The sequence below is a fragment of the Pseudoroseicyclus sp. H15 genome (assembly GCF_054353345.1).
Genome location: NZ_JBTHJE010000005.1, coordinates 421,094 through 446,535, shown reverse-complemented (window position 1 = coordinate 446,535; position 25,442 = coordinate 421,094). Strand labels below are relative to the sequence as shown.

At 67.2% G+C, this 25,442-nt stretch carries 19 protein-coding genes; 4 read left to right on the top strand and 15 right to left on the bottom strand.

The genetic code is table 11. The features are described 5' to 3' along the window. The first annotated feature begins 97 nt into the window (after window positions 1-97). The gene (locus tag ACXN5S_RS12915) at window positions 98-1,900 is read left to right on the top strand and encodes an autotransporter assembly complex protein TamA (RefSeq protein ID WP_458605843.1); all 1,803 of its coding nucleotides are present in this window, start codon (window positions 98-100) and stop codon (window positions 1,898-1,900) included. Then, a complete protein-coding gene (locus ACXN5S_RS12910; protein ID WP_458605842.1) occupies window positions 1,900-6,699 on the top strand; it encodes a translocation/assembly module TamB domain-containing protein in 4,800 nt (1,599 codons plus the stop codon). Before ACXN5S_RS12915 ends, ACXN5S_RS12910 begins: the two co-directional genes overlap by 1 nt. A 135-nt stretch (window positions 6,700-6,834) precedes the next feature. On the opposite strand, the gene ACXN5S_RS12905 is transcribed toward ACXN5S_RS12910, so the two are convergent. The 15 genes from ACXN5S_RS12905 to coxB form a co-directional block, all read right to left on the bottom strand. Beyond that, window positions 6,835-8,673: an ABC transporter ATP-binding protein gene (locus ACXN5S_RS12905; RefSeq protein WP_458605841.1), complete on the bottom strand. Its 1,839-nt coding sequence runs from the start codon at window positions 8,671-8,673 to the stop codon at window positions 6,835-6,837. Between the two features lies 1 nt (window position 8,674). Beyond that, a complete protein-coding gene (locus ACXN5S_RS12900) occupies window positions 8,675-9,586 on the bottom strand; it encodes an ABC transporter permease subunit (protein ID WP_458605840.1) in 912 nt (303 codons plus the stop codon). An 8-nt stretch (window positions 9,587-9,594) separates the two neighbouring features. Next, window positions 9,595-10,518 carry an oligopeptide ABC transporter permease OppB gene (gene oppB, locus ACXN5S_RS12895; protein WP_458605839.1) on the bottom strand — a complete coding sequence of 308 codons (924 nt, stop codon included), beginning with the start codon at window positions 10,516-10,518 and terminating at the stop codon, window positions 9,595-9,597. Between the two features lie 74 nt (window positions 10,519-10,592). Beyond that, window positions 10,593-12,191: a peptide ABC transporter substrate-binding protein gene (locus ACXN5S_RS12890; RefSeq protein WP_458605838.1), complete on the bottom strand. Its 1,599-nt coding sequence runs from the start codon at window positions 12,189-12,191 to the stop codon at window positions 10,593-10,595. Window positions 12,192-12,429: 238 nt separating this feature from the next. Then, window positions 12,430-13,848, bottom strand: a complete 1,419-nt coding sequence (locus tag ACXN5S_RS12885; protein WP_458605837.1) for an FAD-binding oxidoreductase — start codon at window positions 13,846-13,848, stop codon at window positions 12,430-12,432. A 56-nt stretch (window positions 13,849-13,904) separates the two neighbouring features. Beyond that, window positions 13,905-14,720 (bottom strand): MBL fold metallo-hydrolase, encoded by an 816-nt coding sequence (locus ACXN5S_RS12880; protein ID WP_458605836.1) that lies wholly within the window; start codon window positions 14,718-14,720, stop codon window positions 13,905-13,907. A 237-nt stretch (window positions 14,721-14,957) separates the two neighbouring features. Next, complete coding sequence (locus ACXN5S_RS12875; RefSeq protein ID WP_458605835.1) at window positions 14,958-15,542, bottom strand: GNAT family N-acetyltransferase; 585 nt, start codon at window positions 15,540-15,542, stop codon at window positions 14,958-14,960. Further along, the gene (locus ACXN5S_RS12870) at window positions 15,542-16,804 is read right to left on the bottom strand and encodes a M16 family metallopeptidase (protein ID WP_458605834.1); all 1,263 of its coding nucleotides are present in this window, start codon (window positions 16,802-16,804) and stop codon (window positions 15,542-15,544) included. Before ACXN5S_RS12870 ends, ACXN5S_RS12875 begins: the two co-directional genes overlap by 1 nt. Continuing rightward, window positions 16,801-18,189, bottom strand: a complete 1,389-nt coding sequence (gene thrC, locus ACXN5S_RS12865) for a threonine synthase (protein ID WP_458605833.1) — start codon at window positions 18,187-18,189, stop codon at window positions 16,801-16,803. The genes ACXN5S_RS12870 and thrC overlap by 4 nt, the downstream gene beginning before the upstream one ends. A gap of 4 nt (window positions 18,190-18,193) precedes the next feature. Continuing rightward, window positions 18,194-18,856 (bottom strand): SURF1 family protein, encoded by a 663-nt coding sequence (locus ACXN5S_RS12860; protein WP_458605832.1) that lies wholly within the window; start codon window positions 18,854-18,856, stop codon window positions 18,194-18,196. A gap of 72 nt (window positions 18,857-18,928) precedes the next feature. Continuing rightward, window positions 18,929-19,732: a cytochrome c oxidase subunit 3 gene (locus ACXN5S_RS12855; RefSeq protein ID WP_458605831.1), complete on the bottom strand. Its 804-nt coding sequence runs from the start codon at window positions 19,730-19,732 to the stop codon at window positions 18,929-18,931. A 23-nt stretch (window positions 19,733-19,755) separates the two neighbouring features. Continuing rightward, a complete protein-coding gene (locus ACXN5S_RS12850; RefSeq protein WP_458606052.1) occupies window positions 19,756-20,340 on the bottom strand; it encodes a cytochrome c oxidase assembly protein in 585 nt (194 codons plus the stop codon). Window positions 20,341-20,357: 17 nt separating this feature from the next. Next, window positions 20,358-20,570, bottom strand: a complete 213-nt coding sequence (locus ACXN5S_RS12845; protein WP_458605830.1) for a hypothetical protein — start codon at window positions 20,568-20,570, stop codon at window positions 20,358-20,360. Beyond that, window positions 20,570-21,505 (bottom strand): heme o synthase, encoded by a 936-nt coding sequence (locus ACXN5S_RS12840; protein WP_458605829.1) that lies wholly within the window; start codon window positions 21,503-21,505, stop codon window positions 20,570-20,572. The genes ACXN5S_RS12845 and ACXN5S_RS12840 overlap by 1 nt, the downstream gene beginning before the upstream one ends. Before the next feature lie 50 nt (window positions 21,506-21,555). Then, window positions 21,556-22,383 carry a cytochrome c oxidase subunit II gene (gene coxB, locus ACXN5S_RS12835; RefSeq protein ID WP_458606051.1) on the bottom strand — a complete coding sequence of 276 codons (828 nt, stop codon included), beginning with the start codon at window positions 22,381-22,383 and terminating at the stop codon, window positions 21,556-21,558. Between the two features lie 244 nt (window positions 22,384-22,627). Here coxB and ACXN5S_RS12830 point away from each other — a divergent pair, with 244 nt between their 5' ends. Together ACXN5S_RS12830 and dprA are read left to right on the top strand one after the other, a co-directional pair. Further along, a complete protein-coding gene (locus tag ACXN5S_RS12830; RefSeq protein ID WP_458605828.1) occupies window positions 22,628-24,040 on the top strand; it encodes a TldD/PmbA family protein in 1,413 nt (470 codons plus the stop codon). Between the two features lie 198 nt (window positions 24,041-24,238). Further along, window positions 24,239-25,408 (top strand): DNA-processing protein DprA, encoded by a 1,170-nt coding sequence (dprA, locus tag ACXN5S_RS12825; protein WP_458605827.1) that lies wholly within the window; start codon window positions 24,239-24,241, stop codon window positions 25,406-25,408. Window positions 25,409-25,442 lie beyond the last annotated feature (34 nt).

Genomic DNA, 25,442 nt, shown 5'->3' with positions numbered 1-25,442 from the left:
GCCGCTAGGGTCGTGCAAACGGATTTCGACGGGTGTGGGCATGAGCGGTTGCAGGACAGGGCGGGGGCAAAGCCGGGGTATCATCGGGGCGTGCCTGATGGCCGGCATCACGGCAGGCGCGCTCGGCCAGGCCGCCGCCGCGCAGGACGTGCAACTGATCCTGCCGCCGGGCGAAGACGATCTGCGCACGACGCTTGAAAACGCCTCGCTGCTCTTCGCCGTCGACGCCGCCGACGTGCCCGAATCCGGCCCGCCCTCGCCCGAGGATTACGTGGCCGCCGCCCGCGCCGATTACCGGCGCATTCTCACCGGCCTTTATGCCGAGGGGCGCTATGGCGGCACCATCTCTATCCAGATCGATGGGCGCGAGGCGGCGAGCCTTCAGCCGCTGGAATCCCCCGACAGCGTGCAGCGGATCACCATCACCGTCAGCCCGGGGCCGGAGTTCGTGTTCGGCCAGGCCGAGGTCATGCCGCTGGCCCCCGGCACCGAGCTGCCGGACGAATTCGCCACCGGCCAGCCGGCGCTTTCCGGCGCGGTGGTGGACGCCGTGGGCGCGGCGGTCGATGGCTGGCGCGAGATCGGCCATGCCAAGGCAGAGGCCGGTGAGCAGGACATCACCGCCGTCCACCCAGAAACCCGGCTCGACGTCAACGTCGCCATCCAGCCGGGGCCAGAGCTGCGCTTCGGCCAGCTCATCGTCTCGGGCAACGAGGATGTGCGGACGGACCGCATCGTTGCAATCGCCAACCTGCCGCAGGGCCGCACCTTCACGCCCGACGTGCTCACCCGCGCCACCCGCCGACTGCAGCGCTCCGGCGCCTTCTCGACCGTCGCGGTGACCGAGGCGGAGACGTACAACGCCGACGGCACGCTCGACGTGAATGTCGAGCTGGTCGAGGCACCGCCGCGGCATCTGTCCTTCGGGGCCGAAATCTCATCAGTCGAAGGGCTGGCGCTCACCACCGCCTGGCTGCACCGCAACCTGCTGGGCGGCGCCGAGAGCCTGGAGCTGCGGGCCGAGATCAACGGGATCAGCGGCTCGCAGGGCGATGCCGACTACATCCTCTCCGCCTCGTTCGACCGTCAGGCGACCTTCCGCCCCGATATCGACTTCTCGGCTGATGTGACACTGCAGCGCCTGCAGGAGCCGGGCTATTCGCTCGACAGTTTCGAGATCGAGACGGGGCTGACGCGCGAGGTCTTCATCGAAGATCTCATCTTCACCGCCGGCCCGGGCTACACCTACGCCCGCGAGCGCACGCCCTTCCGTGAGCGTGAATACCAGCTGCTCACCCTGCCCCTCGGGGCCGAATTCGACCGTCGCGACAATGCGCAGAACGCCACCGAAGGCTATTACATCGAAGCCTCCGTCACGCCCTTCTACGGGCTGACGGGCATCGGCTCGGGTGCGCGCACCTATGTCGACGGGCGCTACTACCGCGGCCTCGGCGACAAGCTCGTGCTGGCCCTGCGCGGTCAGGCGGGCGCCGTCTTCGGCGTCGGGCCGGAAGAGGCGCCGGCGGATTACCTGTTCTACTCCGGCGGCGGCGGCACCGTGCGCGGCCAGCCATACCAGTCGCTCGGCATCGAGACGGTCGCGGATTTCGGCGATGGCCCCGTCACCATCGAAACCGGCGGCGCGCTGTTCCTCGGCCTGCAATCCGAGGCGCGCTTCGCCATCAACGACAAGCTGGGCGCGGTCGCCTTTGCCGATGCCGGCCTTGTGGGCCGCGATCCGGGCAACCCGGACGACAACGACTGGCAGGCCGGCGTCGGGCTTGGCGTGCGCTACAACACCCCCATCGGGCCGATCCGCCTTGATGTGGCCACTCCCGCCACCGGGCCGGAGAGTTTTGGCCGGGTCGAGGTCTATGTCGGTATCGGTCAATCCTTCTGATGAGGTTTTCCTCTGTGTTCACCCGCCTCGCCCTCGCCCTGTCTTTCACCCTCGCCCTCTTCGCCGCCGCTCCGGTGGCAGCGCAGGATGACGATGGCCAGATGAGCCTGCTGGAGGAGGCAGCGCAGGCCACCTCCGATCAGGACTTCATCACCCGGCTCATCACCGGCGCCCTCTCCGATACGGGCCGCAACGTGGTGATCGAGGGCTTTGCCGGCGCCCTCTCATCCCGCGCCACCATCAATCGGATCGTGGTGTCGGACAGCGAGGGCGTCTGGCTCATCCTTTCCGGCGTGGTGATGGATTGGGACCGTTCGGCCCTGTTGCAGCGGCGCATCGAGATCGGCGAGATCAGCGCCGAGGAGATCCGGCTTGTGCGCCCGCCCGTCGCCTCGACGACGCCCAAGCCCGAGGCCACGCCCTTCCGCCTGCCGGAATTGCCCGTCTCGGTGCAGATCGAAGAGATCAGCGCCGGCTCTGTCGTGCTCGGCGAGGCCGTGCTGGGGCAGGAAGCCTCCTTCTCTCTCGACGGCTCGCTCAGCCTCGTCGGCGGCGAAGGCGAGGCGCAAATCGTGGCGAACCGCATCGGCGCCGCGGGCAGCTTTACCATCGACGCGTCCTATTCGAACGACACCCGCGTCCTCGGCCTCGACGTCTCGCTACAAGAGGGCGAAGGCGGCATCGTCGCCGGGCTGATCGGCCTGCCGGGCGAGCCTTCGCTGGAGCTCGATCTGAAGGGCACCGGCCCGCTCGACGATTACACCGCCGACCTGCGCCTCGCCACCGATGGCGAAGAGCGCGTGACGGGCACCTTCGGCCTCGTCACCGTGGATGGCGCCAGCCAGCTGCGCGCCGATGTCTCGGGTGACGTCACCCCGCTGGTGCCGCCGCAATATGTGGAGTTCTTCGGCCCCGACAGCCGCATCACCTTCCAGGGCCGGCGAGAGGCCGATGGCCAGCTCATCCTCGACACGCTCACCGCCGAGGCCGAGACGCTCAATCTCACCGCCAGCGGCGCGCTGGAATCCGATGGCTGGCCGCAGCGCCTGCAGCTCGATGGCAGCTTTGGCGCGGCGGATGGCCAGATGATGGTGCTGCCCTTCGGGGGCGGCGGCATCTCGGCGCGCTCCGCGCAGATCCAGCTCGATTACGACCAGGCCCAGGGCGACGCCTTCACGCTCACTTTCAACGCCCGCGACTATACGCAGGGCGACATCGCCGTCGGTGAGCTTTCGCTGGAGGGCAACGGTGCCATCTCGCCCGATGCCCAGACCTACAGCGCTGATCTGAGCTATGCCGCTACCGCCCTCGACTTCAGCGACCCCGCCCTCAGCCAGGCCGTCGGCACCGAGATCCGCGGCGATATCGCCTTCGCGCAGCCCGCCGAGGGGCCGCTGGAGATCAGCCAGCTCACGCTGGAGGGCCCCGGCATCGAGCTTTCCGGCAATGCCAGCGTCGATACGGGCAGCGACCGGCTGCAGAGCCGGCTCGACCTGGCGCTGACCGCAGGCGACCTGTCGCGTTTCGCCCCGCTGGCCGGCATCGACCTCACCGGCGGCGCCACGCTGAATATCGGCGGCGACTTCGCCCTGCTCGACCGCTCGGGCCGGCTGACGCTGGAAGGCGAGACCAGCGATCTCGGCCTCGGCATTCCCGAACTCGACGGCTTGCTCGCCGGCGACGGCCGCCTGAACATCACCGTGGCGCGCGACAGCTCCGGCACCCGCGTGGAAGACCTGCAGGTGCGCACCGATGGGCTGACGCTGATCGCCGATGCCAACATCTCCTCCGCCCAGGCCAACGGGGAGTTCTCGCTAACCCTGCCCGATCTGTCGCGCGCGGTGCCCGAGCTCAGCGGCCCCGGCACGTTCAACGGCACCGCCCGCTGGGGCAGCGCCAGCGGCGCCAGCATCGTGGCCACCCTCGCCGCGGATGCGCTGATGGCAGATGTCGACATCACCCAGAATGCCGATGGCTGGCAGGGCACCGTCGATGCCTCGGTCTCCGACCTCGCCCCCTTCTCGGGCCTGACCAGCTACGATCTGGACGGCGCCATCGACGTGAAGATCAAGGGCACTGCCGCCAGTGACCTGTCGCGCTATGACGTCTCGATCGACGGCACCACGCAGAACCTCGCCCTCGGCATCGACGCCGCCGACACCTTGCTCGCCGGCGAAGGCCGCATCAGCGGCGAAATCAACGGCGCCGACGGGGCGATCAGCTTCGAGAACTTCTCGGCCCGCACGCCGCAGGTCACGCTGCTGACCTCGGGCACGCTGGCCGGCAGCGATCTCGATGCGCGCTTCGACGCCAATCTCGCCGACGTGGGCCTGATTGCACCCGGGCTCGACGGGCCGGCCAATGCCACCGGCGAGGCCGTGCTGCAGGGCGGCGCTGTCGATGTGACGGCCAACATCACCGCTCCGGGCGGTCTCGGCGCCGATGTCACCGTTCAGCGCGCCGATGCCGACGCGCCGCTGAGCGTGGAGGCGACGGCCAGCGTGCCCGACCTTGCGCCCTTCTCCGACCTCGCGGGCCTGCAGCTTGGCGGCTCGGCCGAGATCAACGCCAGCGGCGCCATCCCCGCCGGCGGCGAGCGTCTGGTGATCGACCTCAGCGGCACCACGCAGGACGTGGCCATCGGCATCGCGCAGGTCGACGCCCTGCTCGCCGGGCCGGGCGAAATCTCCGCAACCCTCATCAGCGATCAGGGCCTGCTGGCGGCCGAGGATATCGACATCTCCACTCAGGCCGTCACCCTCACCGGCCGTGCTCAGCGTGGCGCCGATGGCGCGCTGGAAGCTGATCTGGATGCGACGCTCCTGCAGCCGGGTGCGCTCGTCTCCGGCGTCACCGATCCGGTGGATCTGGCGCTACAAGCCTCGCTCGCCGCCGACCGGGCGCTCGATGTCTCTCTCACCGCCAGCGCTGCCGGTAACCGCGTGAGCCTCACCGCCAATGGCCCCTGGAGCGAGGAGCAGGGCGACTGGCAGCTAACCACCAGCGCCCGCATCGACGCGCCGCAGCTCGCCGCCCTCGCCCGCCCGCTCGGCCTGCCCCTGTCGGGCGGTGTCAGCGGCACGGTGGAGGGTAGCGTGCAGCCCATGGCGCTGGTCTTCGAGCAGCAGGTCTCGGCCACCGCGCAGAACCTCGGCGTCGGCAACGAGCTGGCGAACCGCATCCTCGCCGGCACCGGCCGCATCGATCTGTCGATCGCCCGCCGCCCCGATGGCAGCCTCGTCTCCGACGGGTTCGATATCCGCTTCCCCAACATCACCGCGACTGGCGCATTGCGGCAGGCGGATGGCGGCGGCACCGCGAATTTCGACGTGCGGCTCGCCGATGTCGGCCTGCTGGCGCCCGGCTTCAACGGCCCGCTCAGCGCCAATGGCTCTGCCGAGCTGAATGGCGGCCAATGGACGGTGAGCACCGATATCGAAGGGCCCGGCGGCCTGGGCGCACGCGTCGCCGGCACCTATGGGCCGGGCAGCGCGATGAACCTCGGCGCCACCGGCCAGCTGCCGCTCGGGCTGGTCAATGCCTTCATCGAGCCGCGCCGGCTGGACGGCACCGCCGCCTTCGACCTCACCATCGCGGGCCCCTCGCTCGATGCCATCTCTGGCCAGGTCACCGTGAACGGCGCGCGGCTATCGCTGCCCACCCTCACGGAATCGCTGGAGGATATCTCCGGCACGATCACCCTCTCCGGAGGGCAGGCCAATGTCGCCCTGAACGGCAATGTCGCGACGGGCGGCACTGTCTCTGTCGGCGGCAATATCGGGCTGACGGGAGGCTACAATGCCGGCCTGCAGGTCTCTGCCAGCGGGCTCGTGCTGCGTGACCCGGCACTCTACGAGGCCACGATCAATGCCGCCCTCACCATCGAGGGGCCGCTGACCGGCGGCGGGCGCATTGCCGGCAACGTCAACGTCGAGCAGGCCGAGATCCGCGTGCCCTCCTCGCCCATCGGGCCGCTGGGCGACCTCCCCACCGTCTACCACATCAACCCCACCCCCGCCGTGCGCACCACGCTGGCGCGCGCCGACCTGAACCTCGCGGGTGAGGAGCTGGGTGGTGGCGGCAACGGCGGCTCGGGCGGCAGCGGCGCCTTCGCGCTCGATCTGACGCTTAACGCGCCGGGGCGCATCTTCGTGCGTGGCCGCGGGCTGGATGCCGAGCTTGGCGGGCAGCTGACGATCACCGGCACCACGGCCAATGTCATCCCCACCGGTGCCTTCAACCTGATCCGCGGCCGGCTTGATCTGCTGGGCCAGCGCTTCGACCTGTCCGAGGGCTCCGTCACCCTGCAGGGCAATTTCGACCCCTACCTGCGGCTCATCGCCCGCACCGAGGCGCAGAACGGCACGGTGGTGATCATCACCGTCGAAGGGCCGGCGCTGGAGCCGGAGGTCACCTTCAGCTCCGAACCGAGCCTGCCGCAGGACGAGGTGCTCTCGCAGCTACTCTTCGGCACATCGATCACCGATATCTCGCCCTTCCAGGCCGTTCAGCTCGCCTCCGCCGTCTCGACGCTGGCCGGGCGTGGCGGCGTGGGCGTGCTCGGGCGGCTGCGCATGGGGCTGGGCCTCGACGATCTGGATGTGCAGACGGATGACGAGGGCAACACCGCGGTGCAGGCCGGCAAATACATTAGCGAAAACGTCTATGCCGACGTGACGCTCGGCAACGACACCGAAGTCACGCTGAACCTCGACCTGACGGACAACATCACCGTGCGCGGCGCCGTCTCGTCCGACGGAGAATCGCGGCTCGGGGTGTTCTACGAGCTCGATTACTGAGGCCGGGGCATGGGCTTAGAGCCCGGGGGGCTGTCTGCCCCCCGGCCCCCCCTAGAGTATTTGCAAGAAAGCGAATGAAAGAAGGGCCGGCGGGAGATGTTCCACGCCGGCCCTTCTGCATTCAAGGCTGGAAACCTAGGAGGCGCGCAACTCTTCGGTGCCGAGCACCGAGTCATGCTCGGCAACGAAGTGGCCGGGCGCGATCTCGACGAGGCGCGGGCTGTACTGATCGGCCTCGGGGTCGTCCACCAGCTTCGACGGCATGAAGCGCAGCTGGGCGCGGCTGTCGAGCGGGCTGGGCAGGTCGCCCTCCAGACGCACCCGCTCGCGCTCGCGCTCGAAGCGCGGGTCTGGCCGCGGCACGGCGGAGAGGAGCGCGCGCGTGTATGGATGCGCCGGGTTTTCGTAGATGTCGCCGCCATTGGCGAGCTCCACGACGCGGCCGAGATAGAGCACCATGATGCGATGGCTCACCTCGCGCACGACCGACAGGTCGTGGCTGATGAAGATCATCGCCAGCCCCATGCTCTTCTGCAGCTCGATCAGCAGATCGACCACGCGGGCCTGCACCGACACGTCGAGCGCCGAGACCGCCTCGTCGCAGACGACGAGCTTCGGCTCGGTGATCATGGCGCGGGCGATGCCGACGCGCTGGTTCTGCCCGCCCGACATCTCGTGCGGGTAGCGGTTGATCATGTTCCGGTCGAGCCCGACCCGCTCCAGCATGTCACGTACCTTGGTGTCGCGCTCCTTGCGCGTCATTTGCGGGCGGTGAACCTTGAGCGGCTCGGCGATGGAATCGCCCACCGTCATGCGGGGGTCGAGGCTGGCCAGCGGGTCCTGGAAGACGATCTGCAGCTCTTCGCGCAGGTCGCGCATCTTCGAGCGGTCGGCGTTGGAAACCTCCTTACCGAGCCACACCACTTCTCCCGCTGTCGGTGGGATGAGCTGGAGCACGCCGCGCGCCAGGGTGGACTTGCCGCAGCCGGATTCGCCGACAACGCCGAGCGTCTGCCCGGGCTTGAGGTCAAAGGAGACGCCATCGACGGCGCGCAGCTGCCGGGTGCGCTTGAACAGGCCCTTCCGGTCGATCTGCACCGGGAAATGGACCTTCATGTCCTGCACCTTGAGGATCGGCTCTTCGCCCTCACCTGCATCGGCGTCGATCGAGGGGCGGTCGCCCCTGTCGAGCCGCTCCAGATGCGGCACGGCTTCGAGCAGCATCTTGGTGTAATCGTGGCTGGGTTCGTAGAAGATCTGGTCGGCGGTGCCGCGCTCGACGACCTCGCCGTGGCGCATGACGATGATGTTGTCGCTCATCCGCGCGACCACGCCCATGTCATGGGTGATCAGCGCGATGCCGGTATTCATCTCGCGCTGAAGATCCTGCATCACGTCGAGCACCTCGGCCTGCACCGTCACATCGAGCGCCGTTGTGGGCTCATCCGCGATCAGCAGTTTGGGCCGGCAGAGCAGCGCCATGGCGATCATGATGCGCTGGCGCATGCCGCCCGAGAACTCGTGCGGATACATGTTCAGCCGCGCCTTGGCGGCAGGGATGCGCACCATGTCGAGCAGGCGCACGGCCTCGGCCAGCGCCTCCTTCTTCGACTTGCCCTCGTGATGCTGCAGCACCTCGGCCATCTGGTCGGAGATGCGCATGTAGGGGTTCAGCGAGGTCATCGGATCCTGGAAGATCATGGCGATCTCCCGGGCCCGGATCTTGTTCATCTCGGCCAGCGGCATGCCGATGAGCTCGCGCCCGTCGTACTTGGCCGAGCCGGTGGCCTCGCCGTTCTGGGCGAGCAGGCCGACGGCGGCATAGGCCGTCTGGCTTTTGCCCGAGCCGGATTCGCCCACGATGGCCAGCGTCTCGCCGCGGTCGAGGGTGAAGTCGATGCCCTTCACGGCGTTGACGACCCCATCGTTGGTGCGGAAGTCGACGCGCAGGTTGTTGATTTCCAGCAGAGCCATGTCAGCGATCTTTCGGGTCGAGTGCGTCCCGCAGGCCGTCGCCCACGAAGTAGAACGCCGTCAGGATGAGCACGAAGAACGTCAGCGGGAAGTACAGCATCCAAAGCGTGCCATAGGCCATGTTCTGGGCGCCGAAGTTGATGAGCGCGCCGAGCGAGGTGTTCGGCTCCTGCACCCCGAGGCCGAGGAACGAGATGAAGCTCTCCGCCAGGATCATGCCGGGCACCAGCAGCGTGGCATAGACGATGACGATGCCAAGCAGGTTGGGCACGATGTGCCGCAGAATGATCGTCAGCGGCGCGACACCCGTGGCGATGGCGGCCTCGACGAATTCCTTGTTCTTGATCGACAGCGTCTGCCCCCGTGCGATCCGCGCCATGTCGAGCCACGAGATGAGGCCGATGCCGACAAAGAGCATCCCGATCGAGCGGCCGAAGATCACCAGCAGGATGATCAGCACGAACATGAAGGGGATCGACATCAGCACGTCGACGGTGCGCATCATCAGGCTGTCGGTCTTGCCGCCGACATAGCCGGCGATGGCGCCGTAGAGCGTGCCGACGACCACGGCGACCAGTGCGCCGAGCACGCCGACCATCAGCGAGATGCGGGTGCCCTGCACGGTGCGCGAATAGAGGTCGCGCTTGTCCTGATCGAGGCCGAAGTAATGCCCGTTCTCGATGCTGGGCTTGCCGATCTCGCGCAGGTTGCCGCCCAGCGAGAAGTCGATGAACGTCGGATTGTGCTCGTTCAGGTACTGCCCGAACAGCGCGAACAGCAGGATCAGGAACAGCACCACCATCGAGACGACGGCGGCCTTGTTCTGGAAGAAGCGGTGGCGCGCGTCAGCCCAGAGAGAGCGGCCGGCGACCTCCTGCAGGTTCTCAGAGGTTTCTTTGCTCACAAAGCTCATGCCGGCCCTCAGTAGCGGATCTTCGGGTCGATCCACGCGTAGAGGATGTCGACCACGAGGTTGAAGAGAATGGTGAGGACCCCGATCAGAATGGTGATCCCCATGATCACCGAATAATCGCGGTTGAACGCCGAGTTCACGAAGTACTGGCCGATGCCCCCGGTGGAGAAATAGACGTCGATGATGACCGAGCCGGTGATCATCCCCACGAAGGCCGGGCCGAGGTAGGAGAGCACGGGCATCAGCGTGGGCTTGAGTGCATGCTTCCAGATGATGCGGCGCATCGGCAGGCCCTTGGCCCGCGCCGTGCGGATGAAGCCGGTGTTCAGCACCTCCAGCATCGACGAGCGGGTGAGGCGCGCGATGGAGGCGAAATACGAGGTGGAAAGCGCGATGACCGGCATGATGATGTATTCAACCTGCCCGCCATTCCAGCCGCCGCCCGGCAGCCAGCCCAGCCACAGCGTGAAGATGAGAATGAGGATCGGCGCCAGCACGAAGTTCGGCAGCACCGAGGCGCCGATGGCCACGCCGACGGCGGCGTAGTCCAGCTTCGAATTGTGGCGGATCGCGGCGGCAATGCCGAGCGAGACACCGGCCACGACGGCAACGACGAACGACCAGAAGCCGTAGGTCAGCGTGACGGGAAAGCCCTGGCGGATGATCTCGGTGACCGAGAGATCCTTGTATTTGAACGAGGGGCCGAAATCGAAGTGCAGAACGATGTTCTTGATATAGTTGAATATCTGCACGACGTACGGCTGGTCGAGCCCGTAGCGCGCCTCGATATTCGCCAGCGTCTGCGGCGGCAGAGGCCTCTCCGAGTTAAACGGCCCGCCAGGAGCCGCGAACATCAGCACGAAGCTGATGATCACAAGGATGAGGATCGTCGGCACGGCAATCGCCAGACGGCGCAGGATGTAGTTGATCATGTGCGGCCCCGCTAAAAGCGTCTCACGCCCCACTTCCGAAGAAGTGGGGCGTGAAACCTGATCATGTCAGAACGTTACTCGGCCGAGGCGAGCGAGAGGTCTTTGACGTAGAAGTTGCCCTGGACGTTGTCGTAGGGCCAGCCCTGGATGTCGGGGTTCAGCATGAAGACCGACGTGTAGTGATAGAGCGGGATCACGGGCATGTCTTCGGCCACGATCTCTTCGATCTGCGTGTAGAGCGGCTGCGGGTCTTCAGCCGTCTTGGCTTCGTCGAGCATGCCATCGACATCCGCGTTCACGTAGGCGGCGTCGTTGTACCCCGAGTTGCTGTCCATCAGATCGAGGAACGTCGAGGCTTCGTTGTAGTCGCCGCACCAGCCGGCGCGGGAGACGTCGAAGTTGCCGTTGCCGCGCTCTTCAAGGAACGTCTGCCATTCCATGTTGGCGAGCGTGGCGGTGACGCCGAGGTTCTGCTGCCACATCTGCGACACAGCGACGGCGATCTGACGGTGACCCTCGGAGGTGTTGTAGAGGATCTCCACTTCGAGCGGCTCGCCATCGGGGCCGTAGCCGGCACCGGCGAGAAGCTCTTTGGCCATCTCGTTGCGCTCTTCCTGCGTCATGCTGGCGAAGGGCACATCCGGCACTTCGAAGCCGGCGGTGGCGCCGGGCGTGAAGGTGTAGGCCGGGATCTGGCCACCCTGCAGCACGTTGTCGACCAGCACGTCACGGTCGACGGCCAAGCTCAGAGCCTTGCGGACGTCGGCGTTGTGCTCCCACTCGGGGGCCGAGTCACGCAGGTTGAAGTTGTAGTAATAGGTGCAGAGCGACGGCACCGAGACGGCTTGATCCGGATATTCCTCGGAGAGGCTCGGGAACTGGCCGGTCGGCACTTCGGTCCGGTCGAGCTCGCCCGCGAGGTAGCGGGTCAGCGCGACGTTCTCGTCGTTGATGATGAGGAAGACGACCTCTTCGATCGAGGTGTTCTCGTTATCCCAGTACATGTCGTTGCGCTCGGCAACGAGACGCTCCTGCGGCACGCGCTCGGTGAGCACATAGGCGCCGTTGGAGACCATGTTGCCCGGCTCAACCCAGGAATCGCCCAGCTCGGCGATCACATGCTCGGGCACCGGGAAGGTCGTGGTGTGCGTCACCATCTGCGGGAAGTACGGCAGCGGCGTCGTCAGATGCACGACGAAGGTGCTGTCGTCGGGGGCTTCGACGCCCAGCTCCGACGGCTCGACTTCGCCGGCGATAACGGCCGAGGCGTTCTCGATCGACATCAGCTCGATGTACCAGGCGTAGGGCGAGGCGGTCTCGGGGTTGGCCGCACGCTGCCAGGAATAGACGAAGTCAGAGGCCTTCACCGGCTCGCCATCGGACCAGACGGCCCCGTCGCGCAGGTTGAAGGTGTAGGTGAGGCCGTCCTCAGACACCTCGTAATCGGTCGCGACGCCGGGGATCACGTTGCCCTCGGCATCCTGGTTCATCAGGCCTTCGAAGAGCTGGCGGGCGATGTCGGAGCCCGAGACGTCCTCGATGAGGCTGGGGTCGATCGACGGGGATTCGTCGAGCATCCGCATGGTGAAAGAGCTGTCCTGGGCGGCGGCTGCAGAGCCAAGGCCGAGGACGAGAGCAGCCGTGCCGCCCTTCAGAATGTTTTTGACTGTCATTGAAGTCTCCCTGTTCGGATAACGCGGTTGGAGATGTCCCTCTCCGGGCCGCAGATGACGAAGGCCGCGCGGGGAGCCGCGCGCCATGGGGCCGATCCTTTGGCCTGCGCAAGAAAATGGCAAGAGCCTTTCAAAGTAACACAGCGGCAAAACGGGGCGGCGGGGCCCGCTCTGCCGCATTGCTGCGATTTTTGTCGCTGCGTCGTCACTTTGATGTGGCTCGCCGGCGGTTTGCCGGTCACTTCGCAGGCAGAATGGCGCCGGGGTTGAGGATTCCCTCGGGATCGAGCGCTGTCTTGATCGCTAACATCGCGGCAAGTTTACCTTTGTCGCCGTATCGGGCCAGATCGCCAGTCTTCAGCCGCCCGATCCCGTGCTCTGCACTGATCGTTCCGCCCATCGAATGGGCAAGGTCGTGAATAGCGCGCGACAGCTTCGGCGCCTGCTCGCGATAGGCCGAACGATTCTCTCCCTGCGGGGGGAAGAGATTGTAGTGCAGATTGCCGTCGCCCAGGTGGCCGAAGCAATTGATCCGCAGCCCCGGCTGGATCGCCGCGACCTTCCCCGGCGCCTCCTCGATGAAGCGCGGCAGCTCAGAGAGCGGCAGCGCGATGTCGTGGCTGGCGATGGCGCCTATGCGCTTGTTCGCCTCGGGGATGGATTCCCGCAGCGTCCAAAGCGCCTGCCGCTGCCCCTCGGATGAGGCAATCACCCCGTCGCTTACCAGCTCCTCCTCCGCCGCCGCCTCGAAGAGTCGCGTGAGGATGTCTTCGGCATCGCCGCCCTCGGGCAGGCCGATCTCGGCCAGCACCATCCATTCCGGCGTCTCGGCGAAGGGATGCGTGACCTCCGGCCCGACCTCATCCAGAAAATCCGGCCCCTGCCGGTGGATCAGCTCGAAGGCCGAGAGCGTCTCGCCCGACAGCTCATGCGCCAGCGCCAGCAGTCGCAGCGCCGCTTTGGGCGAGGGCACGGCCAGCGCGGCGGTGCCCAGCACGGCAGGGCGCGGCACCAGCTTCAGCGCCGCCGCAGTGATCACGGCCAGCGTGCCTTCCGAGCCGATGATCAGGTCGCGCAGATCGTAGCCGGTGTTGTCCTTGCGCAGGCGGGTCAGCGTGTTGACGATGGTCCCGTCGGCCAGCACCGCCTCGATCCCCAGGCAGAGCGCCCGCGCATTGCCCCAGCGCAGCACGTTGATGCCGCCGGCGTTGGTGCCGAGGAGCCCGCCGATCCGCGCCGACCCCTCGCTGGCCAGCGTCAGGGGGAAGAGCCGCCCTTCGGCTTCGGCGGCGTCCTGCACCTCGGTCAGGATCGCACCGGCCTCGGCCACCAGCACGTTCTCTTCGGGATAGATCGCGCGGATTGCCCGCATCCGCTCCAGCGACAGGATCAGCGGCACCGGCCCGTCGGGCGCGATCTGCCCGCCCACCAGCCCCGTGCCACCGCCATAGGGCACGATCCCCACGCGCGCCTCGGCGCAGGCGCGCACGACTTCGGCCACCTCCTCCACCGAGGCCGGCGTCACCACCGGCCCCCGCCCCTGCCAGCGCCCGCGCGGGTCGTCATGATAGGGCGCCAGATCGGCACGGATGGCTGCATCGCCGAGGCTGCCCCGCAGGGCGGCAATCAGGCTGTCGGAGGCGTCGTTGAGGCTCATGACCCTGATGAAGCATGGCCCGGCCCGGGCGGCAAGATGGCCCGGTCGGCCAGGCTCTATTCGGCCAGGAAGGCCGGCTGCAGCACCATCAGCGTCGGCTCCCGCGGCAGCGTCTCGCGCGAGAGCACCAGCTCCGCCCCCTCCTGCGGTGCCACGGTGAAGCCGTGCTGCTCCATGCTGGCGGCGAAGCGCGCCACGTTGGCGGCGCCGAACCAGTGCATCGGGATCACCACGCGGGCCTGCCAGCGGTCCATCGCGCGCAGCAGCACCTCCTGCGGCAGGGTCAGCCCGCCATCGACGGGCACCATCACCACATCGAGCCGGCCGATCTGGGCGTAATCGTCCAGCGTCGGTTCATGATGCAGATGGCCCAGATGCCCGATGCAGAGGCCCCCGGCCTCGAAGATGAAGATCGAATTGCCATCGCGCACCACGCCGCCGCGAAAGCCGTCGAAGAACCGCACATCCGTCTGCACGTTGCGTATCAGCATCGGCCCGAGGTCGAGGTGATGGCTCACCGTCGGCTCGGTCTCTCCCCAGCCACGCAGCACATGGGGGATGGCCGGGTCGGGAAAGGGTGTCCAATGCGAGGAATGGGCGCGGTTCATGGTCACCACATCAGGCAGGAAATCGACATTGCCGATGTAGCCCGTGTAGTCGGTCACCGCGCTGATCCCGCCGGCCTGGATCAGGAACATGGCGTGATCGATATAGCTCAGCCGCACCTCATTCTCGGCCAGCGGCTCACGAAACCCCGCCTGCATCACCCGCTCAGGCCCCTCCGCAAAGGCCAGACAATGCGAGGGCAGCCGCTCCTGCGCGGCGGCAGGCGCAGCCAAGGCCAACAGAGCGAGAAGAGCGGCAAGGCGCATGCCCCCATGCTGCCACCACCCTCCCCTTCCCAAACGTCACTATCCCGTGAACCGCCCCTCCGAGCGCGCCTGCCCGGCGCCCTGCCCAACCCTTAATCTCGCTTTTCTCAAAATATCCCGGGGGGAGCGTCAGCGGGGGGCAGCGCCCCCCTCCACCCCTCAGCCCGCGCTCCCGTCTGAGCAGGGCGGCGCCGGGCGCGCCGGGGTGGGTGGGCGGGAGGCCGCCCGGCGCCGCCCTCAGCCAGCGCCGGTCTTGCCGCGGCGGTCGCTGCGCAGGTTGGCGTAGAGCACGTGGTTGCGCCAGCGGCCGTTGATCTGCAGGTAGCTCTGCGCGACGCCCTCGTACTTGTAGCCGCAGCTCTCCAGCAGCCCGCGCGAGGGCGCGTTTTCCGGCAGGCAGCCCGCTTCGATGCGGCTGAGGTCGAGCATGGTGAAGGCGTGATGCACCAGCGCGCGGATCGCCTCGCTCATGTAGCCCTGCCGCGCGAAGGGCTGGCCAATCCAGTAGCCGGTCGTCCCCGCCTGGGCCGGACCGCGGCGAATATTGTCCAGCGTGATGGCGCCGAGCAGCTGCTCGTCCTCGCGGCGGATCAGGAACAGCGGCAGCGCCGAGCCCTGGTTGATCGAGCGCTGCGCCCAGTAGACCCGGTTGGTGAAGCTCTTGCGGCTGAGGTGATCCACCGCCCAGGTCGGCTCCCAGGGCTTCAGGAAATCGGCGCTGCCCGCGCGCAGGGCGGTCCAGGCGCGAAAATCGGCATGCACCGGGGGGCGAAGCGTCAGGCGTTCGGTCTCCAGCCGCAGCCTGCGGCGAGACCCCAGCATCAGGCTGCCAGGCGCCGGCGCAGCGCCTCGAACTCCGGCGCCCGCTTGGCCGGGCCGTAAAGCGCCATCGCCATGTTGGCCTCGCCAAGCGCGCCGGCATGGGCCGAAATATCCGCCATCGTAACCGAGGAGATGCGCTCTTCCGATTCTTCCAGGGTCGGGATGCGGCCCCAGATCTGCAGCATGCGGGCCAGCCGCTCGGCACGGTTCGACGGGCTTTCCAGCCCCATCATCATGCCGGCGAGGATCTGTGCCTTGGCGCGGTTCAGCTCGGCCTCGTTCATGTCATCGGCAGAGCGGCGGATCTCGTCGATCGTCAGCTCGGCAAGCTGGCCGATCTCTTCAGCCGAGGTGCCGGCATAAACCGTCAGCATGCCGGTATCGGCATAGGCGCCAGCCTGGGCGAAGATGGTGTAGCACAGGCCCTTTTCCTCGCGGACCTTCTGGAACAGGCGAGACGACATGCCGCCCCCTAAAGCCATCGAGTAGACCTGCGCGGCGAAGACGCGGTCGTCGCGGTAATGCGGCCCCTCGATGCCGAGGGTGAAATGCACCTGCTCGAGCTTCTTCAATTCGCGCCGTTCGCCGGTGATGAAGCTGGCGGGCGAGGCCGCCTCCTGCGCTTCACTGGCGGGCAGATGGCCGAAGAGTCGCTCGGCCTCCTTGACGATCTCGTCGTGATCAACGGCGCCGGCGGCGCAGAGCATCATCTCGCCGGGGCGATAGCGCTCGGCCACGAATTGCTTGAGGTCGGCCTTGGTGAAGCCCGCCACCCGCTCGGCGGGGCCGAGGATCGAGCGGCCGATGGCCTGGCCGGGATAGGCCGTCTCCTGCAGCCAGTCGAAGATGATGTCGTCGGGCGTATCCAGCGCCTGCCCGATCTCCTGAAGGATCACGTGGCGCTCGGTTTCCACCTCGGCATCGTCGAACTTGGGCCGCAGCAGGATATCGGCGATCACACCCATGGCGAGCGGCACGTCGGCCTCCAGCACGCGGGCGTAATAGGCCGTCATCTCACGGCCGGTATAGGCGTTGATATATCCGCCCACATCCTCGATGGCCTCGGCGATCTGCAGGGCGCTGCGCGTCTCGGTGCCCTTGAAGGCCATGTGCTCAAGGAAATGCGCCACGCCGTTCTGCTCTTCGCGCTCATGCCGGCCGCCGGCCTGCACCCAGATGCCGATGGCGGCGGAGCGCATCGAGGGCATCAGCTCGGTGGCGATGCGCAACCCGTTGGAGAGCGTATGAACTTGAACGGTCACGAGCGGCGTTTCTCCCGAATGAGGCTTTGCAGGGCACCCAGATCGTCGGCCATCTCGGTCACCCGTTCCGGGCGGTCATACAGGTCTGCCATGTGCGGGGGAAGGGGCGGGCGGAGCCCGATGGCCTTCTCCACCGCGTCGGGGAACTTGGCCGGATGGGCGGTGGCGAGCGTGATCATCGGGTTCGCGCCCAGATGCTGCTCGGCCACGTGGTAGGCCACGGCACTGTGCGGGCAAAGCACCTCGCCCGTAGCCTCGCGGGCGCGGGCGATGGTGGCGAGCGTCTCTTCCTCGCTGGCGCGGCCAGAGGCGAAACGCTCCTGCAGCCAACCCCAGGCCCCCTGCCCCAGCGCGAAGCCGCCCTCATGGGCCAGCCCCTCCATCGCCGCCGTCACCGCGGCTCCGTCGTTGCCATAGGCCTCGAAGAGCACCCGCTCGAAATTGGACGAGACCTGGATATCCATCGAGGGCGAGATCGAGGGCGCGACGCCCTCCTTGCGCTGCTCACCGCTGCTGAGCGTGCGGTGCAAGATGTCGTTCTGGTTGGTCGCGATCACGAGCTGGCCGATGGGCAGGCCCATGCGCCGGGCGATATGGCCCGCGAAGATGTCGCCGAAATTACCCGTGGGCACGGTGAAATCGACCGCGCGATGCGGCGCGCCAAGCGCCGTGGCCGAGGTGAAGTAATAGACCACCTGCGCCAGCACCCGCGCCCAGTTGATCGAGTTCACGCCGGCCAGCCCGACCTCGTCGCGGAAGGCGTGATCGTTGAACAGGTCCTTCAGCCGGCCCTGGCAGGTATCGAAATCCCCCTCCAGTGCGATGGCATGCACGTTGTCATCCGCTGCAGTGGTCATCTGCCGGCGCTGCACCTCGCTAACGCGACCCTGCGGGAAGAGGATGAACACGTCGACATTGGCGAGGCCCTTGAACGCCTCGATGGCGGCCGAGCCGGTGTCGCCGCTGGTCGCGCCCACGATTGTGATGCGTTGGCCGGAGCGGGCCAGCGAGGCCTGCATCATCTGGCCGATGAGCTGCATGGCGAAATCCTTGAACGCCAGCGTCGGCCCGTGGAACAGCTCCAGCAGGAAGTGGTTCGGCGCCATCTGCACCAGTGGTGCCCGCGCGGCGTGGTTGAAGCCGGCATAGGCCGCCTCGATGAGGCCCATCAGCTCGTCGGTCGTGAAGGCCCCGCCGATGAACGGCTCCACCACCCGCAGCGCCGCCTCTTCATAGGGCAGCCCGGCCAGCGCGGCGATCTGCTCCGGCGCCCAATGCGGCACCTCTTCCGGCACATAGAGGCCGCCGTCGCGGGCGAGGCCGGTGAGCATCGCCTCTTCGAAGCCGAGGGAGGGCGCGCGGCCACGGGTGGAGATGTAGCGCATGAGGTCAGTCCTTGGCTCGAAGCGTGCGGCGAAGAAGGTAGATCGTCATCCCGGCCCAGACGAGCGCCATGCCGAACCACTGGATCGCATAGCCGAAATGATTGTTCGGGATGTTCTCGGTCGTCACGGGCAGCGGCGTGAGGCCCGGCAACGGCGGCTCGGCGGCGCGGGCGACGATGAAGAGCGGCTCCGCCTCTAGCGCTTCCGCCAGCCCATCCATCTGCCGCGCCGACCACGCGTTCGACTGGTCGAGCCGCAGTGGGCCGCCCTTTCCGGCGGGCGTGGCGATATTGCCGGTGATGGTGACCGGCCCCTCGGGCAGCGGCGGGGCGGCGGAGGAAAGCGGGCGTGCCTCGGCGAGCCCGAGGTCCACCATCACGCGGCGGCCATCGTCGGTCTCAACGGCGGCGACGATGTCTTCCTCGCTGCCGGAATAGATGAAGCGCAGCGCCGGCCCGGTAATCTCGCCCGTCACCTCGACGGGGGCGAACTCGGCCATCGTCTCGCCGGGTGCGGGCAGCGGGGTTGGCGCGGCGGCGATCTGGGCGCCGATTTCGGCCAGCAGGGCAGTCTTCCATTCCATCCGCTGCAATTGCCAGACCCCGAGCGCCACCAGCACGGCAAAGCCGGCGATGCCGAACAGGAGCGGAATGGCGATGCGCCGCAAGATGTCCTCCCAGAACGCGAGAGGCGCGCGAAGGGCAGGCCCCCGCGCGCCTCGATCAGCCTTGAGTTGGGGTCAGCCGCCCCAGATGTAGATCGACAGGAACAGGAACAGCCAGACCACGTCGACAAAGTGCCAGTACCATTCGGCCGCCTCGAAGCCGACATGGCTTTCGGGGGTGAAATGGCCGCGGTAGGCGCGGAACAGGCAGACGGCGAGGAAGATCGTGCCGATCACCACGTGGAAGCCGTGGAAGCCCGTCGCCATGAAGAAGGTGGCGCCGTAGATGTTGCCAGAGAAGCCGAAGGCGGCGTGGCTGTATTCGTAGATCTGAAAGAACGTGAACAGCAGGCCCAGCAGCACGGCGATCCACAGGCCGGTCTTCATGTCGCGGCGGTTGTTCTCATGCGTCAGCGCGTGGTGGGCCCAGGTGGCCGCGGCGCCGGAGCAGAGCAGGATCAGCGTATTGATCAGCGGCAGGTGCCAAGGATCGAAAGTCTCGATGCCGGCCGGCGGCCACTGGCCATCGACCATCGGGCTTTCCGGCCCCATCGGGTAGAGCGCGTTCTTGAAGAAGGCCCAGAACCAGGCGACGAAGAACATCACCTCGGACATGATGAACAGGATGAAGCCGTAGCGCAGGCCGATCTTCACGACGGGCGTGTAATCGACGCCGCTCTCGCCCTCGGCCACCGTGTCGGCCCACCAGGCGTACATCGTGTAGAGCACACCGACGAACCCGATCAGGCCCATGTAGGGGCCCGAGCCATGCATCCAGAGCACCGCGCCGAAGAGCATGATGAAGGCCGACAGGGCCCCCGTCAGCGGCCAGATCGAGGGGTTCAGAATGTGGTAATCGTGGTTCTTCGCATGGGCCATCTTTGCCGTCCCTCGATGGTTCTTCAGTAGGTGTCTATGGCGTCTTGCGCCGAGCCTGTCAAAGGCCCAGGCGCGATATCGACGGTGGCGGCAGCGTAATCCTCCGGCATGTCGATCTCGTAGAAGGTGTAGGACAGCGTGATCGTGTTCACGTATTTCGCGTCACGGTCATCCACGATGGCCGGATCGACGAAAAAGCTCACCGGCATCATCGCCGTCTCGCCCGGCTGCAGCACCTGTTCGGTGAAGCAGAAGCACTCGATCTTGTCGAAAAATCCACCGGCCTCGTAGGGGGTGACGTTATACGTCGCCTGCCCTGCGACCGGCCGGTCGGTCGGGTTGGTCGCCTCGAAGAAGGCCAGCCCGGTCTCGCCAATCTGCAGCTCCATCTCGCGCTGCGCGGGGCGGAACGTCCATGGCATCTCGCGGTCGAGCGACGCGTCGAAGCGGACCTTGATCGTCTGGTCGAGAATCTCGTCCGACCCGGCCGAGGCCACGCCCGTTTCACCGCCGAAGCCGGTGACGGCGCAGAACCACGAGTAGAAGGGAACGGCGGCAAACGAAAAGCCGACCATCGCAAAGGCCACGACGACGAGGCCCGCAGCCATTCTGCCCGGTGTCCACTTCATTGGCCTGTCTCCTCTGCCTCGTCTTGGGGAATCAGCGCGGGATTGGCGACATGGTCGAAGCTCTCGAAGGTGCGGATGTCGCCCAGGCGAGAGACCTTCACCACGGTCAGGCCGAAGACCAGCGCCACGAAGGCGATCAGGATGATCAGCAGCCCGTAGTTCCGGCCAGACCGGCGCTTGTGCAGTTCGTGTTCAACCCGAATCGCCATCAGAGCACACCCCAGGCGCGCAGGGCGCTTTGCACCAGCAGGGCGCCGAAATGGCCGAAGAGGTACCAGAGCGAGATCATGAACACGCGCTTCTCAGTGGCGAAATTGTCCGCCTCGGCCGCCGCAGTGTCGCGCCGCCACAGGGCGATCACGCCGATCAGGAACCAAACGTCGAGCGCTGCAGCGACCGCGAGGTAGACCCAGCCCCCGATAGAGGTGAAGCCAAGGCCCAAGGACACCGCGATCAGCGGCAGCGTGTAGATCAGCACCTGGTTGCGGGTGACCTTGGGCCCATGCGTCTCGGTCAGCATGGGCACGCCGGCATTGCCGTAATCGCCCTTCACGAACAGGGCGAGCGCCCAGAAGTGCGGGGGTGTCCACATGAAGATCAGCGCGAACATCAGCACCGATTCGAGGCTCACGCCGCCCGTCGCGACAGCCCAGCCGATCATCGGGGGGAAGGCGCCGGCGGCACCGCCGATGACGATGTTCTGCGGCGTGCGCCGCTTGAGGAACATCGAATAGACAACGGCATAGAAGAAGATCGTGAAGGCCAGCAGCCCGGCGGCCAGCGCATTCGTCGCCAGCCACAGCATCACCACGGCGAAGCCCGAGAGCGCCAGCCCCAGGCCCAGCGCATCCTGCGGGCGCACGAGGCCCTGCGGGATGGGGCGGCGCTGCGTACGGCGCATCTTCACGTCGATATCGGCATCCCACCACATGTTCAGCGCGCCAGAGGCGCCCGCGCCCACCGCGATACAGAGCACAGCGACGAAGGCAATGTAGGGATGCACCGGCACCGGTGCGACGAGCAGACCCACCAGTGCCGTGAACACGACAAGCGACATCACCCGCGGCTTCAACAGCGCGAAGTAATCGCCGAGACCAGCCTCAACCGGGCCGGGAGCGCTCTTGTCGAGGCTTGCCTCTTGCATGCTCATATCCTTGCTGGCGCCGCTTTTGGCAGCGGCGCCTCGCCCGGGGATCAGACCGGGAATTCTTCCTTCGCCATCGCGAGCCAAGCGTCATACGTCTCTTGATCGACGACCTTCACCACGATGGGCATGTAGGCGTGATCCTTGCCGCAAAGCTCGGAGCACTGGCCGAAATAAACGCCTTCCTGCTCGGCGGCGAACCACAGCTGCGCGAGGCGGCCGGGCACGGCGTCTTGCTTCACGCCGAAGGCCGGCAGGGCCCAGGAGTGAATCACGTCGGCACCGGTCACCGTCATCACCACGGTGGCGCCCACGGGCACAACCACGGCGTTGTCGGCGGCCAGGCGGAACTGCTCATCGCTGTAACCGTATTCGGCGAGCTGCTCGGAAACTTCCGGCGTTACGCCGCTGTTGCCCGAGCCGATCATGAAGGCGTCGAAGATCACGTCTTCATCGGTGTATTCGTAGCCCCAGAACCACTGGTAGCCCGTCACCTTGATGTTGATGTCGCCCTCGGGGAACGTCTGCTGGTTGAACAGGATCGGCAGCGAGAACGAGCCGATGAACACCAGGATGACGATGGGAACGATCGTCCACGTCACTTCGAGCGGCGAGTTGTGAGTGAACCGCTTTGGCACCGGATTCGCGCGCTTGTTGTAGCGCAGGATCACGAAGAGCAGCAGCGCCATCACGAGGATCACGATGGGAACGATGATCCACAGCAGCAGGTGATCGAGGAAGTGGATATCGCGCGCTACGCTGGTGACGGCGGGCTGCCAGTCGATACCGCCCGGCGTCGGCTGGCCGACGATCGGCAGATCACTGAGCAGCTCTTGCATCTCTGCGCTTTGCGCGAAGGCCGCAGTGGCGCTGAACATCGCTGTGGCGGCGGCGGCAAGCGCGGCGACCCCGCGCTGGATGAGACTGGACTGGCGCATCATGTCCCCTGGGTACTGGCGCGCGATGCCGCGCATCTTCATTTGGCGTCCGGCCCGTCCGTGACGGGGGGCCGATTGCGGATTGGCGCTCTATTCCCATATCCTGACGATCAGAACAAGAAGGCCGGTTGCGGCATTTGTGCCCCGAGAGCCGTTAACATTCCGCCCCCGACAGGAGAGCCCCATGGCCGATGCCCCCTTCCGCCCCTTCGAGACCCTGCTCGGCGAGGCCGAAGCGCTGGCCCGCCTGCGCGATGCCGTGGCCGGCGCCGACGACGGCGAGTTGTTCCTGGAACGGCGCTCGTCGGAGGTGCTGGGCTTCGATGACGGGCGGCTGAAGACGGCCAGCTTCGATGCGTCCGAGGGCTTCGGGCTGCGCGCGGTGCGCGGCGATGTGGCGGGCTATGCGCATTCGACAGAGATCAGCGAGGCCAGCCTGGCCCGCGCCGCCGCCACCGCGCGGCTGGCCGTGGGCGATGGCGGCGGCACCATGGCGCCGCCCCCGCCCGCCACCAACCGGCGGCTCTATAGCGACGTGAACCCCATCGACGGCGCCGCCTTTGCGACCAAGGTCGACCTTCTGCGCGAGATCGATGCCTATGCTCGCGACCTGGATTCGCGGGTCGTGCAGGTCTCGGCCAGCATGGCCGCCAGCCATCAGGAAGTCGTCATCCTGCGGCCCGAAGGCCACAGCGTCACCGATATCCGCCCGATGGCCCGCCTCAATGTGCAGGTGATCATCGAAGAGAATGGCCGTCGCGAGAGCGGCCATTCCGGCGGCGGCGGCCGGCACGGCATCGAGCTGCTGATGACGCCGGATGGCTGGAAGGGCCATGTCGCCGAGGCCCTGCGCATCGCGCAGGTCAACCTGGGCGCCGAGGCTGCGCCGGCCGGCGTGCTCGACGTGCTGCTCGGCCCCGGCTGGCCCGGCATCTTGCTGCACGAGGCGATCGGCCATGGGCTGGAGGGAGATTTCAACCGCAAGGGCTCCTCCGCCTTCGCCGGGCTGATGGGCCAGCAGATCGCCTCGAAGGGCGTGACGGTGCTGGACGACGGTACCATCGAGGGCCGCCGCGGCTCGCTGACGGTGGATGACGAGGGTACGCCATCGGGCAAGAACGTGTTGATCGAGGACGGCAAGCTCGTGGGCTACATGCAGGACCGCCAGAACGCCCGGCTTATGGGCGTGGAGCCCACGGGCAACGGGCGCCGCGAGAGCTTCGCTCATATCCCCATGCCGCGGATGACCAACACCTACATGCTGGCCGGCGATACCGAGCCGGGCGCCCTGCTGGGCGACCTCAAGGACGGTATCTGGGCGGTGGGATTCGGCGGCGGCCAGGTGGATATCACCAGCGGCAAGTTCGTCTTCTCGTGCACCGAGGCCTACCGGGTGAAGAACGGCGTGAAGGGCGCGGCGATCAAGGGCGCCACGCTCATCGGCGACGGCGCGACGGCCCTGCAGAAGATTCGCGGCATCGGCAACGATCTGGCGCTCGACCCGGGCGTGGGCAATTGCGGCAAGGCCGGGCAATGGGTGCCGGTGGGCGTAGGCCAGCCGAGCCTGCTGATCGGCGGGCTGACGGTGGGGGGCTGAAGAGGCGGGCGCCTGGCCTCTAAGCCACTGAAACCGGGTGGAAAATGAAGCGCGGGCGGCGTTGCTGCCGCCCCGTACTGCGGGCCGGAAGCCAAGCTTGTACCCGGCCCGTCAACGAACTGGAAAAGTACGTTATTCAATTCACCTATCATTAACCCCGAACGCCTAATCCTGAGTCTGCAACAGGACGAGGTCAGGATGGCCGGGGAAACCCCTTCTTCCACTCACCCCCCACTCCCACCCACCACGGAAGATGAACGGCTGTTCTGGCTTCGCCTGTTGCGCTCCCGACGTGTCGAGCCGCAGACATTCCACCGCCTGCTCCGCGAACACGGCACGGCGAAAGCCGCGCTGGAAGCGCTCCCCGCCCTCGCCCGCGCTGCCGGTGAGACGGACTACCAAACCTGCCCCGAAGCTGTCGCCCGCGCCGAGCTGAAGGCCGCGCGCCGGGCCGGCGCCTGGATGATTCCCTGGGGCGCGCCGGATTACCCCGCCGCCCTCATGGAGCTCGAAGATGCGCCGCCGCTTCTTTGGGCCGTCGGCAATACCGTCCTGCTCAGCCGCCCCGCCATCGCGCTCGTCGGCGCGCGCAACGCCTCGTCGCTCGGCCTGCGCATGGCGCGGCGGCTGGCGCAGGAGCTGGGGGAGGCGGGGTTCACCATCGTCTCGGGCCTCGCCCGCGGCATCGATGCCGCCGCTCATGCCGCCGCCCTGCCCACCGGCACCATCGCCGTCTATGCGGGCGGGGTCGACGTGATCTATCCGCCGCAAAACACCGATCTCGCCGCCGAGATCGCCGCAAATGGCCTGGTGCTCACCGAGCAGCAGCCCGGACTGCAGCCGCAGGCGCGGCACTTTCCCATGCGCAACCGCATCGTCTCGGGCCTCGCGCAGGCGGTGGTGGTGGTCGAGGCGGCGGCGAAATCAGGCAGCCTCATCACCGCCCGCGCGGCGCTGGATCAGGGGCGCGAGGTGCTGGTGGTGCCAGGCCATCCGCTCGATTCGCGGGCTTCGGGCTGCAACATGCTGCTGCGCGACGGTGCCACGCTGGTGCGCCATGCCGAAGACGTGATCGCAGCGCTGCCGCCGCTCGCCTCTTCCCGCGCTCAGGCGGAGCTGCCACTCGGCGAGCCGCCGGCCCCGGCCGACATCGCCGCCCTGCCCGCCGCCCGGCCCCGCCCGAAGGGCGAGCTGCGACATCTGCACGCTGCGATCCTCTCACGCCTCGGCCACGCGCCCCTGGCAGAGGATCAGCTACTGCGCGATCTCGGCACGCCGGCAGAGGCGCTGGGCCCCGCTCTCACCGAGCTTGAGCTGGGCGGCCAGATCCGCCGCGATGCCGGCGGCCTCTTGACCCGCGACGGCTGACGCCCCAATTGGCGCGGGGTCGCCGCCTGGGCTT

Excerpts from the sequence above, each read along its gene's own strand:
- ACXN5S_RS12915 (WP_458605843.1), top strand. The coding sequence starts at position 98 with ATGGCCGGCATCACGGCAGGCGCGCTCGGCCAGGCCGCCGCCGCGCAG.
- ACXN5S_RS12910 (WP_458605842.1), top strand. The coding sequence starts at position 1,900 with ATGAGGTTTTCCTCTGTGTTCACCCGCCTCGCCCTCGCCCTGTCTTTC.
- ACXN5S_RS12905 (WP_458605841.1), bottom strand. The coding sequence starts at position 8,673 with ATGGCTCTGCTGGAAATCAACAACCTGCGCGTCGACTTCCGCACCAAC.
- ACXN5S_RS12900 (WP_458605840.1), bottom strand. The coding sequence starts at position 9,586 with ATGAGCTTTGTGAGCAAAGAAACCTCTGAGAACCTGCAGGAGGTCGCC.
- oppB (WP_458605839.1), bottom strand. The coding sequence starts at position 10,518 with ATGATCAACTACATCCTGCGCCGTCTGGCGATTGCCGTGCCGACGATC.
- ACXN5S_RS12890 (WP_458605838.1), bottom strand. The coding sequence starts at position 12,191 with ATGACAGTCAAAAACATTCTGAAGGGCGGCACGGCTGCTCTCGTCCTC.
- ACXN5S_RS12885 (WP_458605837.1), bottom strand. The coding sequence starts at position 13,848 with ATGAGCCTCAACGACGCCTCCGACAGCCTGATTGCCGCCCTGCGGGGC.
- ACXN5S_RS12880 (WP_458605836.1), bottom strand. The coding sequence starts at position 14,720 with ATGCGCCTTGCCGCTCTTCTCGCTCTGTTGGCCTTGGCTGCGCCTGCC.
- ACXN5S_RS12875 (WP_458605835.1), bottom strand. The coding sequence starts at position 15,542 with ATGCTGGGGTCTCGCCGCAGGCTGCGGCTGGAGACCGAACGCCTGACG.
- thrC (WP_458605833.1), bottom strand. The coding sequence starts at position 18,189 with ATGCGCTACATCTCCACCCGTGGCCGCGCGCCCTCCCTCGGCTTCGAA.
- ACXN5S_RS12855 (WP_458605831.1), bottom strand. The coding sequence starts at position 19,732 with ATGGCCCATGCGAAGAACCACGATTACCACATTCTGAACCCCTCGATC.
- ACXN5S_RS12850 (WP_458606052.1), bottom strand. The coding sequence starts at position 20,340 with ATGGCTGCGGGCCTCGTCGTCGTGGCCTTTGCGATGGTCGGCTTTTCG.
- ACXN5S_RS12845 (WP_458605830.1), bottom strand. The coding sequence starts at position 20,570 with ATGGCGATTCGGGTTGAACACGAACTGCACAAGCGCCGGTCTGGCCGG.
- ACXN5S_RS12840 (WP_458605829.1), bottom strand. The coding sequence starts at position 21,505 with ATGCAAGAGGCAAGCCTCGACAAGAGCGCTCCCGGCCCGGTTGAGGCT.
- coxB (WP_458606051.1), bottom strand. The coding sequence starts at position 22,383 with ATGTTCAGCGCCACTGCGGCCTTCGCGCAAAGCGCAGAGATGCAAGAG.
- ACXN5S_RS12830 (WP_458605828.1), top strand. The coding sequence starts at position 22,628 with ATGGCCGATGCCCCCTTCCGCCCCTTCGAGACCCTGCTCGGCGAGGCC.
- dprA (WP_458605827.1), top strand. The coding sequence starts at position 24,239 with ATGGCCGGGGAAACCCCTTCTTCCACTCACCCCCCACTCCCACCCACC.